The 16546-nt window shown below is 68.1% G+C and carries 15 protein-coding genes; 11 read left to right on the forward strand and 4 right to left on the reverse strand.

The features are described from left to right. Positions 1 to 117: 117 nt before the first annotated feature. A complete protein-coding gene (locus tag ABD260_RS00325) occupies positions 118 to 1986 on the reverse strand; it encodes an acyl-CoA dehydrogenase (RefSeq protein WP_344231232.1) in 1869 nt (622 codons plus the stop codon). Positions 1987 to 2070: 84 nt separating this feature from the next. Here ABD260_RS00325 and ABD260_RS00330 point away from each other — a divergent pair, with 84 nt between their 5' ends. Beyond that, the gene (locus ABD260_RS00330; RefSeq protein WP_344231233.1) at positions 2071 to 2586 is read left to right on the forward strand and encodes a histidine phosphatase family protein; all 516 of its coding nucleotides are present in this window, start codon (positions 2071 to 2073) and stop codon (positions 2584 to 2586) included. Here ABD260_RS00330 and ABD260_RS00335 read toward each other — a convergent pair. Then, positions 2574 to 3491, reverse strand: a complete 918-nt coding sequence (locus tag ABD260_RS00335; protein ID WP_344231234.1) for an endo-beta-N-acetylglucosaminidase H — start codon at positions 3489 to 3491, stop codon at positions 2574 to 2576. The two genes, ABD260_RS00330 and ABD260_RS00335, sit on opposite strands and share 13 nt — an antisense overlap. A 223-nt stretch (positions 3492 to 3714) precedes the next feature. Here ABD260_RS00335 and ABD260_RS00340 point away from each other — a divergent pair, with 223 nt between their 5' ends. The 10 genes from ABD260_RS00340 to ABD260_RS00385 all read left to right on the forward strand — a co-directional run bounded on the left by ABD260_RS00340 (position 3715) and on the right by ABD260_RS00385 (position 11721). After that, positions 3715 to 4992 (forward strand): MFS transporter, encoded by a 1278-nt coding sequence (locus ABD260_RS00340; protein ID WP_344231235.1) that lies wholly within the window; start codon positions 3715 to 3717, stop codon positions 4990 to 4992. A 1-nt stretch (position 4993) separates the two neighbouring features. Beyond that, entirely contained in the window at positions 4994 to 6145 is a 1152-nt protein-coding gene (locus tag ABD260_RS00345) for an anhydro-N-acetylmuramic acid kinase (protein WP_344231236.1), read from the forward strand. 33 nt (positions 6146 to 6178) lie between these two features. Then, positions 6179 to 6679 (forward strand): AAA family ATPase, encoded by a 501-nt coding sequence (locus tag ABD260_RS00350; protein ID WP_344231685.1) that lies wholly within the window; start codon positions 6179 to 6181, stop codon positions 6677 to 6679. Between the two features lie 84 nt (positions 6680 to 6763). Further along, the gene (locus ABD260_RS00355; RefSeq protein ID WP_344231237.1) at positions 6764 to 7801 is read left to right on the forward strand and encodes a DNA polymerase III subunit beta family protein; all 1038 of its coding nucleotides are present in this window, start codon (positions 6764 to 6766) and stop codon (positions 7799 to 7801) included. Further along, positions 7798 to 8979, forward strand: coding sequence for an MFS transporter (locus ABD260_RS00360; protein ID WP_344231238.1), 1182 nt, complete (start codon positions 7798 to 7800; stop codon positions 8977 to 8979). Before ABD260_RS00355 ends, ABD260_RS00360 begins: the two co-directional genes overlap by 4 nt. Beyond that, positions 8976 to 9524 (forward strand): AAA family ATPase, encoded by a 549-nt coding sequence (locus tag ABD260_RS00365; RefSeq protein WP_344231239.1) that lies wholly within the window; start codon positions 8976 to 8978, stop codon positions 9522 to 9524. The genes ABD260_RS00360 and ABD260_RS00365 overlap by 4 nt, the downstream gene beginning before the upstream one ends. Before the next feature lie 195 nt (positions 9525 to 9719). Further along, complete coding sequence (locus tag ABD260_RS00370) at positions 9720 to 9953, forward strand: hypothetical protein (protein WP_344231240.1); 234 nt, start codon at positions 9720 to 9722, stop codon at positions 9951 to 9953. Beyond that, entirely contained in the window at positions 9953 to 10342 is a 390-nt protein-coding gene (locus tag ABD260_RS00375; protein WP_344231241.1) for a type II toxin-antitoxin system VapC family toxin, read from the forward strand. The genes ABD260_RS00370 and ABD260_RS00375 overlap by 1 nt, the downstream gene beginning before the upstream one ends. Positions 10343 to 10522: 180 nt before the next feature. Then, a complete protein-coding gene (locus ABD260_RS00380; protein WP_344231242.1) occupies positions 10523 to 11125 on the forward strand; it encodes a DJ-1/PfpI family protein in 603 nt (200 codons plus the stop codon). 119 nt (positions 11126 to 11244) lie between these two features. Next, positions 11245 to 11721 (forward strand): MarR family winged helix-turn-helix transcriptional regulator, encoded by a 477-nt coding sequence (locus tag ABD260_RS00385; RefSeq protein ID WP_344231243.1) that lies wholly within the window; start codon positions 11245 to 11247, stop codon positions 11719 to 11721. On the opposite strand, the gene ABD260_RS00390 is transcribed toward ABD260_RS00385, so the two are convergent. Continuing rightward, positions 11699 to 14212 carry a polysaccharide lyase family 8 super-sandwich domain-containing protein gene (locus tag ABD260_RS00390; protein WP_344231244.1) on the reverse strand — a complete coding sequence of 838 codons (2514 nt, stop codon included), beginning with the start codon at positions 14210 to 14212 and terminating at the stop codon, positions 11699 to 11701. The two genes, ABD260_RS00385 and ABD260_RS00390, sit on opposite strands and share 23 nt — an antisense overlap. Before the next feature lie 137 nt (positions 14213 to 14349). Next, positions 14350 to 16512: a DUF8094 domain-containing protein gene (locus ABD260_RS00395; protein WP_344231245.1), complete on the reverse strand. Its 2163-nt coding sequence runs from the start codon at positions 16510 to 16512 to the stop codon at positions 14350 to 14352. Between the last annotated feature and the right edge of the window lie 34 nt (positions 16513 to 16546).

Genomic DNA, 16546 nt, shown 5'->3' on the forward strand with positions numbered 1-16546 from the left:
ACCCGGGGCAGATCAATCTGCCCCGAACTCGCTCCGCCGGCAGCCGAGCGTCCGGCGTTCGGCTGCTTGGAAACCTCCGGCTCGGGCCGCGCAAGCGCCCGAGCCGGAGGGGGCCGGTCAGAACGCGGACTCGGGGAGGTCCATCACGTCCAGGTCGGTCAGCTCCGCCTTGATCCGCTCGGCCCGGACCGACGGCATCGTGCTCCGGACGAACCACTGCGCCGCCGCGACCTTGCCGGTGTAGAAATCCTGGTCGGCTGCCGGCAGCTCGCCGCCCAGCTTCTCCAGCGCGACCTCCGCCTGCCGCAGCATCAGCCACGAGCAGACCACGTCGCCGAGGACGAACAGCAGCCGCGAGGTGTTCAGGCCGACCTTGTAGACGTTGCGCGGATCGCCGTTCTCCGCCTGCGGGTTGCTCGCCATCAGCGCCTGACCCATCACGCCGAGGATCTTCTGCGTGTCCTCCAGGCCCTTCGCGAGCAGCGCGCGCTCTTCCTTCAGCCGCCCGTTGCCGGCCTCGGACGCGACGAACGCCTGCACCTGCTCGGCCAGATGACCGAGCGCCTTGCCCTGGTCCTTGATGATCTTGCGGAAGAACAGGTCCTGGCCCTGGATCGCGGTCGTGCCCTCGTACAGGGTGTCGATCTTGGCATCGCGGACGTACTGCTCGATCGGGTAGTCCTGCAGGAAGCCGGAGCCGCCGAACGTCTGCAGCGCCTCGGTGCCGAGCAGGGTCCACGACTTCTCCGAGCCGTAGCCCTTCACCAGCGGCAGCAGCAGGTCGTTCACCCCTTCGGCAAGCACATCGTGCTCACCCGCGTACCGGGCCTGCTCGGCGCGGTCCTGGTACGTCGCGGTGAACAGGACGAGCGCCCGAAGTGCCTCGGCGTACGCCTTCTGGGTCATCAGCGAGCGGCGGACGTCCGGGTGGTGCGTGATGGTCACGCGCGGGGCGGTCTTGGCCGGGTTCGTCAGGTCGGCGCCCTGGACGCGCTCCTTGGCGTACTCGAGCGCGTTCAGGTAGCCGGTGGAGAGGGTGGCGATGGCCTTCGTACCGACCATCATCCGGGCGTACTCGATCACCTGGAACATCTGCGCGATGCCGTCGTGCACCTCGCCGAGCAGCCAGCCCTTCGCCGGCCCGCCGAGGTTGGTGTCGCCGAAGGTGAGCTCGCAGGTGGTGGACACCTTGATGCCCATCTTCTTCTCGACGTTCGTGACGTAGGCGCCGTTGCGTTCGCCGGTCAGCTCACCGGTTTCGAGATCGAAGTCGTACTTCGGGACCACGAAGAGGCTCAGGCCCTTCGTCCCCGGACCGCCGGCGCCCTCGACGCCCTGCGGGCGGGCCAGCACCAGGTGGACGATGTTCTCGGTCAGGTCGTGTTCGCCCGAGGTGATGAAGCGCTTGACGCCCTCGATGTGCCAGGAGCCGTCGTTCTGCAGCGTGGCCTTGGTCCGGCCGGCGCCGACGTCGGAACCGGCGTCCGGCTCGGTCAGCACCATGGTCGCGCCCCAGCCGCGCTCGATGATGTGGTGCGCGATCTTCTTGTCCCGGTCGGTGCCGTTGCGCCAAAGGACGTGCGCGAAGTTGGGGCCGGCGGCGTACATGTGTACGGGTGGGTTGGCGCCCAGGACCAGCTCGGCCGCGGCCCAGCGCAGTGACGGCGGGGTCGGCTGACCGCCCAGCTCGGGCGGGAGCTCGAGCTTGAACCACTCGGCGTCCATGTAGGCGTGGTAGCTCTTCTTGAACGCTTCCGGCATCCGCACCTCGTGCGTGTCCGGGTCGAACACGGGTGGGTTCCGGTCGGCGTCCACGAAGGACTCCGCCAGCTCGTGCTTGGCCAGCCGGTCGACCTCCGCGAGCACCTCACGAGCGGTGTCGACGTCCATCTCGGCGTACGGCCCCTGCCCGAGCACGTCGGCCCGCCCGAGCACCTCGAGCAGGTTGAACTCGATATCCCGAAGATTCGACTTGTAGTGGCTCACAAAGGCTCCCTAGCTACTGTACTCGCCGGTAACTTAAGTATATACCGACCAGTAACGAAGGCAAAGGGAGATTGACTGTGAGGTATGAAGCTGATTTACGAAACCCACGCGACCACGGTCGACAACGAACGAGGTATCGCGACCGGCTGGCTCCCCGGCGAGCTGTCGGCGGCCGGCCGGGAGCAGGCGCGTGAGCTGGGTGTACGCCGGCGGGACGTGGATGTGGTCTTCAGCTCGGATCTTCGGCGAGCCGTGCAGACGGTCGAGCTCGCGGAACTGAGCGCGCCGCACCTGGTGGATTGGCGGCTTCGGGAGTGCAACTACGGCGAGTTGAACGGTGTGTCGGTGGAGGCGCTGGAGCCGCGGGCGGCTCGGGTGGGTGTGCCGTTTGCGGGTGGGCAGTCGTATGGGGACGTGGTTGAGCTGACTCGGTCGTTTCTTGGGGATGTGGAGCGGTGGTACGGCGGGGCGACTGTGTTGGTGGTCGCCCACTCGGCCAATCGGTGGGCGTTGGAGCACCTGCTGGGGAGTGGGCGACCGGTGGAGGAGCTGGTTGCGGCGCCGTTCAGTTGGCAGCCGGGGTGGGTCTACGGGGTGTAGACGGTGTTGCTGCCGTAGAGCTTCTGGGTGAAGGAGGACATGTACGCGGACGTGTCCGACTCGGTCAGGTTGTAGGTGAGGAAGACGCCGTAGCCGCCGCTGACCGTTCGTTGGGCCAGGCTTGCGGCGGTGGCCGAGCTGGTCGCGGTGTACGAGACGGCTGCGGGTGAGACCCGGGACTTCGCGCTCGGTGCGCTCGGGACCGACCAGGTGCCGTAGTACGGGTTCCAGCCGTAGTCGAAGGTTTCGACGATGCTCTGGCCGTTGTACGTCAACCGGTCCGCGGCCGGGCCGATGTCGTAGAGCGTGATCAGCTTGTTCGGCAGCTTCTGGCGTAGGGCCTGCACCAAGTACACGAACGAGAAGGCGTTCGGCTGACCGGTGCCGTTGTTGCCGTACTCCGCGTACTCGTCGTCGAAGTCGATCCCGTCCAGCCCGTACCGGTTGACCGCGTCGGCCAGCTGCTGGGCGAACGCGTCCGCGGCGGCCTGGTTCGGGAAGTTCGCGAAGCCGGCGCCCTGATGGTTGCCGAGGATCGACAGCAGGACCTTGATGCCCTTCTGCTGCAGCGGCCGGACCTGCGTGGCGACGTTGTCGAGCACGCTCTGGACCTGCTGGTTGAACGACAGGTACGCCTTCGAGCCGTCGTAGTTGATGTTCGCCGCGAAGATGACCGCGATGTCGATCACCTGCGCGCCGCCGTTGGCCAGCGTGTACTTGCCGGCGTTCAGCATGCTGTGGTCGTTGACCTCGATGTACGCGACGGTCACCGGACCGTTCTTCGCGGCCCGGCGGCACTTGGTTGCCAGCGCTTCGGCCGGCAGCGCGGCGCCGGTGGCGGCCGCGGCGGTTCCCGCGGCCAGCGCCGTCAGTAGGGTCCGGCGCTTCATCCGCTGTGTACTCATCCGATCGACTCCTCTGGGGTGGGCGGTGTCGCTATATCGGTTAAGTCGCTGCAGCCACCCGGTCGACAGCCATGGATAGGTCTGCAGATAAACCGGTATAGCGACCCCGATCATCGATCGGGCGAAAACCCGCTGTCAAGAGATCGGCGCGGACTCGCGCCGCATGTCACTTATAGACGAAGATGTAGCCGGTGGGCGGGAGAAATTTACCGAAAGGGCATCGATGAGCAGCACGACCGCGGTCAGTACCCGGCGATCACTCGTCGCCGGCACGGTCGGGAACTTCGTCGAGTGGTACGAGTTCGGCGCCTACGGCTTCTTCGCGACCGTAATCGCCGCGAACTTCTTCAGCAGTACCTCCACCAGCGACGCCGAGAGCCTGATCAAGACGTACGCGTCGTTCGCGCTCGCGTTCTTCTTCCGGCCGATCGGAGCGGCGATCTTCGGCCGGGTCGGTGACCGAATCGGGCGGCGGCCGACGCTGATCATCGTGCTGCTGCTGATGACCGCCTCGACAATGCTGATCGGCCTGCTGCCGACGTACGCGACGGTCGGTGCGGCCGCGCCGTGGTTGCTCACGCTGGTGCGGGCGCTGCAAGGACTGTCGGCGGGCGGTGAGTTCGGCGGCGCGGTGTCGATCATGACCGAGTTCGCGCCGCGGACGAAGCGCGGGCTGTACGGCGCGTGGCAGTCGCTGACCGTCGCGCTCGGGCTGCTCGCCGGCGCCGGGCTCGCGGCGATCCTCGCGACCGTGCTCAGCACGCAGGCACTGCACGACTGGGGTTGGCGCGTACCGTTCCTGGTCGCGCTTCCGCTCGGTCTGGTTGCGCTGTGGCTCCGGCTGAGGCTGGAGGAGACGCCGAGCTTCACCCGCGTACAGGAAGAGCCGCCGGCCGCGAGCAAGGGCGAGGTGGCGCGGGCGATCGTCCTCGGCATCTGCCGGTTGATGGGCTGGTCGGCGGCCGGGTACACGTTCCTGGTGGTGATGCCGTCGTACCTGCAGTCGACGCTGGACGCGACGTTCCGGCAGGCGCTGGTCGCGACCGTGCTGGCGAACGCGGGGTTCGCGCTGTCGATCATGCCGGCCGGCTGGCTGAGCGACAAGATCGGGCGGCGGCCGGTGATGGTGACCGGCGCGGGCCTGGTCGTCGTCCTCGCGTTCCCGCTGCTGAATCTGTTGCAGGACAAGGAATCCGGCCTCGCCGCGAAGGGCGCCGCGGTGTTCGTCGCGGGCCTGGTGGTCGGGTTGATGGCCGGGCCCGGACCGGCCATGCTGGCGGAGATGTTCCCGACCCGGGCGCGGTACACCGGGCTCGGGCTGGCGTACTCGCTGTCGAACGCGGTGTTCTCCGGATCGGCCGGCCTGATCATCACCGAGCTGATCAAACGGACCAAGAACATCGACATCCCGGCGTGGTACGTGGTGGTGACGTGTGCGGTGAGTGTGGTCGCATTGCTCACGTTGCGAGGCGATGACCACCGACGGGAGCTGAGGGACTGATATGCGAGTGATCGGGTTGATGTCCGGTACGTCGTACGACGCGATCGACGCCGCGGCCGCGGACCTGCGGCTGGAGGGCGACCAACTGGTGCTGACCCCGCTGGGCATGCTCAGCCAGCCGTACCCGGACGAGCTGCGGAACGGGATCGCCACCTCGTTGCCGCCGGCATCGACGACGATGGAGCAGGTCTGCAAGCTGGACACCGGGATCGGGCAGGCGTTCGCCGCGGTGGCGCGGCAGGCGGTCGAGCAGCTCTGCGGCGGGTCCGCGGACGTGATCGTTTCGCACGGGCAGACGCTCTTCCACTGGGTCGACGGCGGGACCGTACGGGGGACACTGCAACTCGGGCAGCCGGCCTGGATCGCGGAGGCGACCGGCGTACCGGTGGTGTCGGATCTGCGGGCGCGCGATGTCGCCGCCGGTGGGCAAGGTGCGCCGCTGGTCAGCATCATCGACGTGCTATGGCTGCGCGGGCGCCCGGGCGTACCGGTCGCGCTGAACCTTGGTGGGATCGCGAACATTACGGTCGTCCATGGCGAACCCGTTGCCTTCGACACCGGTCCGGCGAACGCGCTGATCGACGCGGTGGTGATGGAGCTGACCGGGCAGCCGTTCGACGCGGACGGGGTGATGGCGGCGCGCGGGCAAGTACACGAGGAACTGCTCGGGCGGCTGCTGGCCGAGCCGTACTACGCCCGGCCGGCGCCGAAGTCGACCGGGAAAGAGTTGTTCAACCTGGCGTACCTGGCGCGGGCGATGGAGGGGTTGCCGGAGATTGCCCCGGCGGACCTGGTCGCCACGGTGACCACGCTGACCGCCCGTACGGTCGCTGACGCGGTGCGGCGGTACGGCGGTACCGAAGTGGTCGCTTCGGGCGGCGGTATTCAGAACCCGGCGTTGATGCATCTCTTGGCCGATGAGCTGGACATTCCGGTCCGGACCACAGATGAACTCGGCCTCCCCTCGGCGGCAAAGGAGGCGTACGCGTTCGCGGTACTCGGCTTCCTGACCCTGCACGGACTGGGCGGCACAGTCCCGAGCTGCACCGGCGCCGGACACTCCAGCATGCTCGGATCAATCACTCCGGGCGCCCGCGGACTACCCGCGATGTCCACCGAAGCGCGGCCTCCCGTGCGCCTGGTGGTGGAGTGACCGCACACTAGGGGTGTGACGAGGCTATTCGTGGTGACTGGGGCGCCTGGGTCGGGGAAGACTACGGTCGTGCCCGAGCTGGTGCGGCTCAGTCCGGGGAACCTGGTTGTGATGGATATGGACGAGCTGCTGGACGACGACGGCCGGCTGCTCGGGATCGACATCACCAGTCCGACGGCTGCGCCGATCTGGCCCGCGTACAACGCGCTGTGGTTGCGGATCACCGAGCTGATCCGCCGGTCCGGGATTCCGGTGCTGCTGCTGTCGCCGGCGCTGCCGAAGGAACTGCCGGAGGGCCGGTGGCTGCACCTCGACTGCCCGGACGCGGTCCGGCGGAAACGGCTGGCCGGGCGGGGCTGGCCGGAAGAGGACATCGAGGACGCTCTCGCGGACGCGGCCGAGATCCGCAAGCACGTGCCGCGGTCCGTACGCGGCGACCTCACCCCGGAACGCTCCGCGAAGAGCATCCTGGACTGGATCCGCGCCGAACGCTTCGGCAAGACCCTGAACCTCTGGGGCCGGTTCCGCGGCTGACCTGTCTTTTGCACCGGCTGTCGGCGGATTGTTCCGGAAAGGCAGGTTGACCTTCAACCTGGTGCAGGGCGGAGGGTCGCGGGTATGCGAGTGACGATCAGTGAGTTTGCCCGGCTGGTGGGGTTGGCGCCGAGCGCGCTGCGGTTCTACGACGACTGCGGACTGCTACCGCCCGCGGAGGTCGACGCGGCGAACGGCTACCGGTACTACGACCAGTCCCAACAGCCCCGCGCCCGGCTGCTCCGGGACCTCCGCGAGATCGACCTGCCGCTGCCGGAGGTCCGGATCGCGTTGGACGCCGACCCGTCGGAGGTGGCGGAGGTCGTCCGGGCCCACCTCCGCACACTTGAAGCACGCTCCGCCGCAACCCGTACCGCCGCCACCAACCTCCTGACCCAGTTACTCGCCGACCACACCACCGCCACCCTGGGCGGCCCCGAACTATCCAGCGCCCTCCGCCAAGTAACCCCAACTGCAGTTGTATTTACTGAGGGTGAGGCGGATGAGCTGCAGCGGGTGTTGAGTTGTGTGTTGATTGAACTGGGGCCGGACGAGATCTCGTTTGTGGCGACTGATCGGTATCGGATGGCGGTGCGGACCGTCCGGCCGGTGGAGTTTGGTGGGGCGAGCGGGCGGGTGCTGGTACCGGCGGATCAGCTCGCGGAGGTGAGCAGGTGGGCGGCGGCCGGCGACACCGTACGGATCGAGGTCCGATCGGGCGAGCGGCTCCGGCTGGCGTACGGCGACGAGGTCCGTGAACTCGACACGATCGACGCGGAGTACCCGGCGTACGAGCAGATCCTCGACGGCCTGACCCCGCCCGCGTACCGAGTGGTCGTCGACCGCCTGGCCCTGCTCGGCGTACTCACCGGACGCGATGTCGTTGCCTTTGACATCGACCCGCACTCGCTGCGGATCGCCGACGAGGTGAAACTCGACGCCGTCAGCTCCGGAAGCGTACGAATCGGCTTCACCGCCACCCTGCTGGCAGCCGCCCTCGAAGCGAGCGTCGGCCCGGACGTACTGCTCGAGATCTGCGCCTCCGATCGCCCAGTAGTCGTCCGCTCCGCCGACCAGGGCACCTTCACCACCCTCGTCATGCCAGTCCGGCTGGACGGTTGAACCGCGCGTACTACGGCTGGCTCGCAGGCTCCACCCTCTCAGTACTCGGCGACACCGCACTGTTCTTCGCCCTCAGCTGGGCAGCTACGGGCATCGGCCCGCAGATCGCCGCGCTGGTACTGACCGGGTTCACCCTGCCGCGCGCCGTACTCCTGCTGCTCGGTGGTGTTCTGGGTGATCGCATCGGTCCGCGCCGGCTGCTGGTGGTTTGCACAGCGATCGTCGGTGCGTGCTGCTTCCTGCTGGCTGTTGTGGTTGGCGTGCGGGGCGTCTCGGCTGGTCTGCTGCTAGCTACAGCGGTGGTGGTCGGTACGGTCGACGCGTTCGCACTTCCTGCGGCCGGGGCGCTGGTGCGGCTGTTCGTACCGGATGAGCAGGTGCCGCGGGCGATGGCGCTGCGTACGTCGGCTACACAGGTGATCACCCTTGTTGGCGGACCGCTCAGTGGGTTCCTGGTTGCGACGATCGGGTTGGTTGGGGCGCTGGTACTCGACGGGCTGACGTTTGCGGTCTTGTTCGTCGTACTACTGGCGCTGCGGCCGCCGTACGACGTACCCGCACTTGGTGCGCGGCGGTCGGTGGTGGCTGATGCGCTGGACGGTCTGCGGGTTGCAGTACGCGATCCGGTGCTTCGTACGGTGCTCCTGGTCGTTGCGCTGGTTGCTGCGTTCGTACTGCCGATCAGCTCGCTGTGTGTGCCACTACTGGCTCGCTCGCATGGTTGGGCTGCCAGTCAGGCCGGCTTTGTCGTCGCTGGGAGTGTTACCGGCAGTCTGGTCGTCACGGTGCTGGTGGCGCGGTTCGGTACGTACGCCCGCGCCGGACTGGTCGGTGGACTCGGCTGTGTCGTCGCGGCGACCGGGATCGCGGTGCTGGCGATCGCACCGTCCGTTCCCACTGCGGTTGGTGCGACGCTGGTGCAGGGCGTTGGTGTCGGGCTGTTTACGTCGCACCTGGCGCCGGTGTTCGTACGCAGCACGCCGCGATCGCACTTGACTCGTTTGCAGTCCTTGCTTTCCTTGGCGCAGACCATTCCGTTGCTCGCGTCAACCAACGTCCTCGCCACGCTGCAGGTCCGTCACGCCCTCGCCCTAGCCGCTGCCGCCACGGCGCTCGCCGGGATTGCGCTCGTCCGGCTCGAACCGCGGGCTGTGCTGGAGCGTCGTACCTCACCATGACGGTCATCTGGATCAACGGAACGTTCGGCGCCGGCAAGACCACCACGGCAGGCAAGCTGGTCGAGCTGCTGGAGGGCGCGCGGCTCTTCGACCCCGAGCACGTCGGCTACCTGCTGAAGGTGAACCTGAGCGACCAGCAGTTCACCGACTTCCAGCAGCTCCCACCGTGGCGCGCGCTCGTCCCCGCGGTCATCGACGAAATCATCCGCTTCACCGGCCAGCACGTGATTGCCCCGCAGACCGTCCTGGTCGAGTCGTACTGGCGCGAGCTGGAAGCCGGACTCCGCTCACGCGGCCACGACGTCGTCCACGTCGTACTGGACGCCGACGCCGACACCCTCCACACCCGAATCGACGCCGACCCCGAAGGCACCGCCATCCGCCCCTGGCGCCACCAACACGTAGCCCCCTACCTAGCCGCGCGCCCCTGGCTGACCACCACCGCCAACCTGACCATCAACACCGCGACAACCCCCGCCGACGAGGTCACCACCCAAATCCACACCCACCTGACAAAGTCGATCGTGCTACCCGGTTCCGTCTGAGGGGTCAACCCCTGAGCGGGTGGGTTTGGCCGCGAGATTTTCGGGGGTCAACCCATTGTCCGAGGGGCTGACCCCTCAGAGCACGCGGTCGATGCCCTGGCCGGATGGTCCGGCTGCGGCACGGCTGCCCGCGATACCCGAGGCTCGCGACGAGGGTTCCTGGTGATGTAAGACGAAATGTCTTACAGTGGGGGGATGGCTGAGACTGTCACGATTCGGATCGATGGGGAGACCGAGCATGCCTTGGAGGTGTTGATGCGGCAGGGGGGCGGGCGGTCGGCGGTGATCAGGCATGCGGTGATCGAGGCGGCGTTGCGGCAGGAGCGGGCCGTGGAGATGCGGCGTGCGGTGCTGGAGATATCGCTCGGGGAGCCGGACGGGGTCGACGTGGCCGCGGAGCTGTCCCGGGAGCGAGAGGGTGAGCGCTGATGATCTACCTCGACTCGGCCGCCATCGTGAAGCTGGTGCATGCCGAGTCTGAGTCACAGGCGCTGCGGAAGTGGCTCGACGAGCGTGCGGAGGTGCCGTGGGTGAGCTCGGTCCTCGCTGAGGTCGAGACCTTCCGGGCGCTCGCGCGGCACGCCCCGTCGGCGATCAAGCGGTTGCCTCGGGTGCTCGACCTGATCGACCTGACCGAGCTCGACGCCGCCGGCCGGATCGTGGCGCAGGCAGTGCAGCCGGCCGAGGTACGCAGCCTGGACGCGATCCACCTCGCCGCCGCGAAACGCGCCGGGCCACTCGTCTCGTTCGTGACGTACGACAAACGCCTCGCCGACGCCGCCCGGACAGCCGGCCTACCGGTCGACGCCCCCTCCTGACACTCGCTGCCCGCCCACCTCCCCAAACCGGTTTGGGGAGGGTTGCCCGCCCGAATTGGGCGGCAGAACTCCCCGGTCGCGGTTGCTGGCCGCCCCAAACCGGTTTGGGGAGGCGTTTGGGTCGGCGGGGGTGGCGGGACCCTATTGACAACATGTTGTCGTGATGACAAGATGTTGTCTATGAGGGCAGCGTATGTGGCGGTTTATGAGACGTTGGCGGACTGGGAGATCGGATACCTGGCCGTGGAGTTGCGGACTGGGCGGTTCACCGGGACGCCGTGGACTGTGGTGACCGTGGGGGAGTCGCTGGAGCCGGTGGTGACGATGGGTGGGATGCGGATCGTGCCGGACGTGACGATCGCGGATGTCGCGCCGGATGCGGGTGATCTGCTGGTGCTGGCGGGGTCGGCGGAGTGGGATGCCGGTGGTGGGGTCGCGTTCGCGGAGTTGGCGGGGCGGTTCCTCGCGGTGGGCGTACCGGTGGCTGCGATCTGCGGAGCGACCGCGGGGCTTGCGCGGGCCGGCCTGCTGGACGACCGGAAGCACACCAGTGCCGCGAAGGAGTACCTGCAGATGTCGACCGGCTACCAAGGTTCGGACAACTACGTCGACGAGCGTGCGGTGGTGGACGGGGATCTGATCACGGCGGGGCCGGACTCGCCGGTACAGTTCGCTCGCGCGGTGCTCGCTCGGCTGAAGCTGGCCGACGAGAAGAAGCTGGAGGCGTACGAGGGCGTGTTCCACCGCGCCGACCCGGCAGCGTACGGCGTCCTGGTCGGATGACCGCCGGCGGACGGAATGCTCCTCGCATGATCGCTCCGCGGACGGAGCACTCGTCGGGCGACCGTGGCGCGTGCGGGGCACTCGGAGGGTGATGGTGCGGCGTGCTGGATGATGAGCGGATGAGTGTTCCGCCGCGGGAGGACTGGCCTGAGGTTGGGAAGCGGTCCGAGGGTGGGGTGGTGGTGACGGACGTCATCCTCGCCACCTTCCGCCTGAACGCGCGCCTGATGGAGGCCGCGCAGGACCTTGCCCAGCACGGCGACATGACGGCGGCCTGGTGGCAGGTGCTCGGTGGCGTCCTGAAAGAGCCGCGTTCGGTCGCCGACGTCGGCCGGATCATGGGCGTCAGCCGGCAGGGCGTACAACGGATCGCGGATCTGCTGGTGGAGCGCGGCCTGGCGGAGTACCGGCCGAATCCGGCGCACCGCCGCGCCAAGCTGCTCGCCTGTACGGAGGCGGGCTACTGGGCGATCCGTCAGATCTCGGTCGCCCAGGGGCCCTGGACGACCGAGCTCGCGAAGTCCGTCGACGTGGAAGACCTGCGGACGACGCTACGCACCATGCAGGCCCTGATCACCACCCTGGAAGAAGCTTGATCGCCAAGCTCTTCCCGTAGGTGTGCCGCGTCGTGAAGGTCAGCCTGGTTCCGGTGACCGTCCGCGTCACCTGCACACCGGGCACCGGCGCCGCGGCGCGAAGGTACTGGGCCCAAAGGTTCACCGTGATGCTGTCCCGCTTCGTCGTCGGATCGGACATCGCGACCGAAACCGCCCCGCCGGTCTGACGCCGCATCAGCAACGAAGCCGGCCCGTCGATGGTCAAACCGGGCAGGTTGTGCGCGCCCCGGGCGAACGTGTTCACGCCCGTCAGCCGCAGCCCGAGATGCTGGATCGCCTGCATTTCAACGGTGTTCGCGAGCAGCACGATCCGCCCGTGCGCGTACGAGCGCATCGCCGATTCCGTTGCGTTGGGCACCAATGTGTACGCGAGCGATCGAGTCGAACCGGCCGCCTGGGTGTACGTCAGACCGAACACCTGCTTGGTCACGGCCGTGTCCGGATTGGTTGCCCTGATCAACCGTCGGCTACGCGTCACCGTTTGCAGATCCACCGTCAATGCGGCCGGCTGGAGAAAGTGGTACCCAACGGAAGCCGTGCCGTTCGTGTAGCGCAGCCAGCGCGGGTCGACCGCTCCGGCGCCAGACCATTTGCCGCCGTTTCGGCGCATCCCGGTCACCGACACCGCATCGCCCGCGGCCGCGATCCGGGTGTCCAATGTCGTCGTCACCGCACGGTTCGCGTCGCCGACGCCGGCCGCTAGTACGACGATCTCGTCGTCGAGCAGGAACCACGATTTGGTCGCGGACGCGTTCTGGTACACCACGAAATCAGACGGAAGCTCGGCCCGCGACGCGTACGCGAAGTCGTCCGACTGCACCCAGCCGACCGCACCGTACGCGTCCAAGGTGGCGCCGCCGGAGTGCACATTGGTGCCGGTCGGGAAGTAGACGTAAGTGTTCTGAGATTCAGACGAAGGAGTGAAATCCAAAGCCGGATTGTCGTAGTACTGCTTCCCGTACAGCTCCGGGATCGTCTTCCTCGTCTCCACCGGCGCGGTCACGCCACCGAGCGCGTACGGCGAAACGCTGGTGAAGTAGTCCACGCCGAACGACCGCGTCTGATCCTCACCGGACAGGTACAGGTAGTGCGCGCCGTCGCCCTGGAACCAGGGCATCAGGTTCTCGCCGCTCATGTACTCGTACTTGCTGATCCGCTCCGAGTTCCGCGCCAGCGCGAACGCGTACCCGGGCCGCCGGTGCACGGTCCGGTCCATCGCGTTGAACGCCGTCGTGCTCGCGGCCGGGTTCAGGTCGGCGGGGACGATCGACGCGTCCGCCTTCAGGTCCGCGAACCGGCCGATGCTGACCGGCGAGGCGAAGCCGTTCACGTTGATCGTCGGCCGCGCGGTGAACTTCGCGAACGCCTTCAGCCGGGCCGCGTCCGCGCCGGTCGCGTAGTCGGCCAGGTCGACGATCGCCTCGACCACCACGGCGACATCGTCGTACCCGGTCGCCGTCCGGGAAACCGCGCGGCCCTTGACGATCTCCATCATCCAGCCTTCGAAGATCAGCGGCGCGAACCCGTGCTCGACCCAACCCTGCACGACGCCGACCAGATCGTCACTCTGCGCGTACTCGGTCCCGGCCAGCACCTTGATCGTCTGCACGACCCGGCTGAGCAGGGCCTTTCCGTACGAGCCGGTGTACGCGACCGATGCGTGCTGCACGAACGAACCATCCACGTAGTACCCGTCCGTGACACCGTGCTGCAGGTTGTACGGGTCGACGGTGGCGAAGACGGTGAACTGGTCCTGCAACGCCTTGCGGAGCCGCGCGTCGTCGTTGAGCAGTGCGCCTTGCAGTACGCGGTTGGCGGTGATGTCGACGAGGTTCGCGCCGGTGTGGAAGCGCGAGTCGAGGTCGACGTCACCGTTCTTGCCGTTCCGCAGGTACGCGTCCATCGACGTCACGTACCGGGTGATCAGGCCGGTCGGGGCGTTGATCAGCGCGAGCGTCTTCGACACGTACGTGGAGATGCCGATCTCCCAGGTGAACCAGTTGCCGTAGTACCCCTTCGACTGGTCGCCGTAGTAGTTGTCGTGCAGCCAGCTCAGCTTGTCCGCGATCCTGGTCCGTACCTGCTCGTTGCCCTGCAGGTCCGAGGCCGGACCGGGCCGGCGGTACGCGAGCGCGATCTCGTACAGGTGCTGGTACGACGCGCTGAGGTTCGGATCGCTGGTGCCCAGCGGGAGGCCGGCGAACAGTTCGCCGGCGCCGGCGCGGTCGAGCGCGGACAGCCACGTACGCGCCGTGCTGTCCATCGCGGCGATCTTGGCGGCCACCTCGGGGCGCGCGTTCGACTCCGGCGTACCGGCGTAGATCGCGATCGCGTTGGCTAGCAGCTGGCTGGGGTTGTCCGTCATGAGGTGGTCGGGCACTGCGGCTTGGGCAGCCGGCGCCGGTCTGACGGCGGTCAGCAGCGCGGTGGCGGGAACAAAGGACAGCAGGCGGCGGCGGGTGACGTCCACTGGTACTCCCAGGCGGAAGGGAAAACCTGACGCCGAGAGTCAACCAGCCGAAACTATCTTTCGGCAACCGCTTGCCATCATCTTCTTGCCGCCACCGCCCGGCCGGCCTCTACTGGTCGGCCGCTTCCGGTGGGTGGTCAGGCGCCGCCCGCGCCGATCAGCTGCGGATCGATCGACAGCACCCGGACCGGACCGCCGTTCGCCTTCGACGGAATCACCACGGCCACCTGGTGCAGGTAGTCCTGGTGCAGCGTCTGCGTGTACTTGGCCCCGTTGCTGAACGCCGTCGCCTCGCCGCTGGTCCAGAACGCGTTCGAACCCGGCTCGACCCGCTGCAGGTACTGCTCGGTGAGGGTCAGGAACACCAGCGCGTCACCGGACGTGGTGATGAACGACAACGGCCGCCCGCCCGGGAGGAACGCGTCGGTCACGCTCGCGATGTACGGCTCGGCGGTGTCGTTCAGCTTCGACGAGGAGCGCTGCTGCAGCAGGCTGGTCAGGCTGGGCGACGCGATGAACCGCTTCGCTTGCGGAGCCTTCGGGCCGGCGGTCAGGTACGTCGCGAGGTCCTGGGCGACGGCCTCGGGCTGCTGGTCGAGCTGGCTCAGGTCGGCGGGCTCGGGCGTACGCAAGCCGTCGACAGCCGGCAGGGTGACGGTCTTCGACGGGTAGACCGAATGCGTCAGCAACCACGGGCTGCCGGCGTTCTCCCGCTGCCAGACGCCGAGCTGGCGGCTGCCGGGCGCGTTCGAGATGCCGGAGCTGACCACGAACCGCATCGGGTACGAGGAGAACTGCGGCGCGCCGATCTCGGGGTTGGTGTACGTGAACGGCTTGGAAGTGTCCTTGCCGGCGGCATCGAGTTTCCGGCCGATCAGGAAACCGGCCTGCGTCTGCGCGAGGGTCGGGTTGCCCTCGACGGTCGCGGACAGCTTGGCGTCGCGGGTCTGGTTCGCCTTGTTGTTGACCTCGTTGTAGTGCTGCACGATCGTCTGCGCGTCCGCGAGCGTGACCGCCGGCCGGCTCTCCGACGCGGTCAGGCTGTTCTTCGGCGGGACCAGCCCGCAGCTCGTCGTGGTGAGCAGCAGCGCACCACTCGCCAGCAACGCGGCCGTCCGGCGCACTGCTTCATCACTCTTCTCGAACTCAGGTGACGCGGCCAACGGAACGTTGTCGTTCTCGTCGACCTCCGCAATCCGCATCTCCGGCTCAGCGCTCACCGAATGCGCCGCCCCACTCCCGATCAACACCGGCGCCTTGGCCCGAGCCACCGCCGCAGGCGACATGAACACCGGCGCAGCAGGAAGAGCCGTATGCCCCGGCCGAGAAGCAGCAGGTTGTGGGCGGCCCGCACCCACGCTGGCAGCGGCAGCACCCACGCCCTCGGTGCTCGCGCGGCGACCCGCCTTGCTCACGGTGGCGCGTCCACCCGCGCTGGCTGCTCCAGCCGGAGCGGCGGCTGCCGGCTGCAACTGCTCGGCCGCGGTGAGCGGTGCTTCGGCGGTAGGCGTGGGGTTGGTGGAGCGGGCTGGTGCGAACGGGCTGACTCGCTCGGGGGCGAACGGGGAGACGCTGTAGTCGAACTCGTCGGCTGACTGCATCGCCGGAGCGGGTGCGTCGGCTGCCGGCACTCGGACTGGTGCTTCGGGTGTGAGCTCCGCGCTTCGGCCCGGCTCCGCGACAGCGGCCGACTGCTCCGCGGGGCGGCGGCGGAGGATGAGGGTCAGGCCAACGGCCAGGACGAGGATGCCGGCGCCCAGGACCAGCAGGCAGATGCCGAACAGCCGGTGTACCTGGATCCCGAAGCTGACCTGAGCGTTCACGGCGGGCGTGCCGTCCGCGTTCATCACGACGACGTCGTACTTGCCGTCCTGGATCGGCCAGCTGACCGACTGCGTACCGGTCGCCGACTGCGCGACCCACCAGTCAAGGTCACCCGGCGGCGTCAGCTTGTTGGTACGCCCACGCATCTCCTGCGTACCGAACGTCCGCGGCGGATCGAACCGGGTCAGCCGCGTGTGCTCGGCGCCGGACAGGTAGTCGCTGACGTCGAGGTCCTGGCCGATGCCGACGAACAGCGGCTTGTCGCCGGTCGCGGTGACGTGCAGCGTCGGGCCGTGCCGGTCGAGCAGTGCGGGCGCGGTGACGACCGCGACGCCGGTGCTGGTGAGGCCGCGGGCGGACGTCGAGATCGTGTTGTCCGGGCCGACCAGCCAGAAGGCCGCGACGGCTCCGGCGGCGGTGGCCACCAGGCCTGCCAGTGCCAGCAGCAATCCAATGGTGATGCGGGCGATGCGCATGAAGAGGCTCCCGTAGTACGACGAGCCCGGTCAC

Source organism: Kribbella hippodromi (assembly GCF_039531045.1).
GTDB classification, from domain to species: domain Bacteria; phylum Actinomycetota; class Actinomycetes; order Propionibacteriales; family Kribbellaceae; genus Kribbella; species Kribbella hippodromi.

Bases quoted from the DNA above. Each gene is read 5' to 3' on its own strand.
- ABD260_RS00330 (WP_344231233.1), top strand. From the start codon at position 2,071: ATGAAGCTGATTTACGAAACCCACGCGACCACGGTCGACAACGAACGA.
- ABD260_RS00370 (WP_344231240.1), top strand. From the start codon at position 9,720: ATGGCTGAGACTGTCACGATTCGGATCGATGGGGAGACCGAGCATGCC.
- ABD260_RS00345 (WP_344231236.1), top strand. From the start codon at position 4,994: ATGCGAGTGATCGGGTTGATGTCCGGTACGTCGTACGACGCGATCGAC.
- ABD260_RS00375 (WP_344231241.1), top strand. From the start codon at position 9,953: ATGATCTACCTCGACTCGGCCGCCATCGTGAAGCTGGTGCATGCCGAG.
- ABD260_RS00355 (WP_344231237.1), top strand. From the start codon at position 6,764: ATGCGAGTGACGATCAGTGAGTTTGCCCGGCTGGTGGGGTTGGCGCCG.
- ABD260_RS00385 (WP_344231243.1), top strand. From the start codon at position 11,245: ATGAGTGTTCCGCCGCGGGAGGACTGGCCTGAGGTTGGGAAGCGGTCC.
- ABD260_RS00340 (WP_344231235.1), top strand. From the start codon at position 3,715: ATGAGCAGCACGACCGCGGTCAGTACCCGGCGATCACTCGTCGCCGGC.
- ABD260_RS00380 (WP_344231242.1), top strand. From the start codon at position 10,523: ATGAGGGCAGCGTATGTGGCGGTTTATGAGACGTTGGCGGACTGGGAG.
- ABD260_RS00365 (WP_344231239.1), top strand. From the start codon at position 8,976: ATGACGGTCATCTGGATCAACGGAACGTTCGGCGCCGGCAAGACCACC.
- ABD260_RS00395 (WP_344231245.1), bottom strand. From the start codon at position 16,512: ATGCGCATCGCCCGCATCACCATTGGATTGCTGCTGGCACTGGCAGGC.
- ABD260_RS00335 (WP_344231234.1), bottom strand. From the start codon at position 3,491: ATGAGTACACAGCGGATGAAGCGCCGGACCCTACTGACGGCGCTGGCC.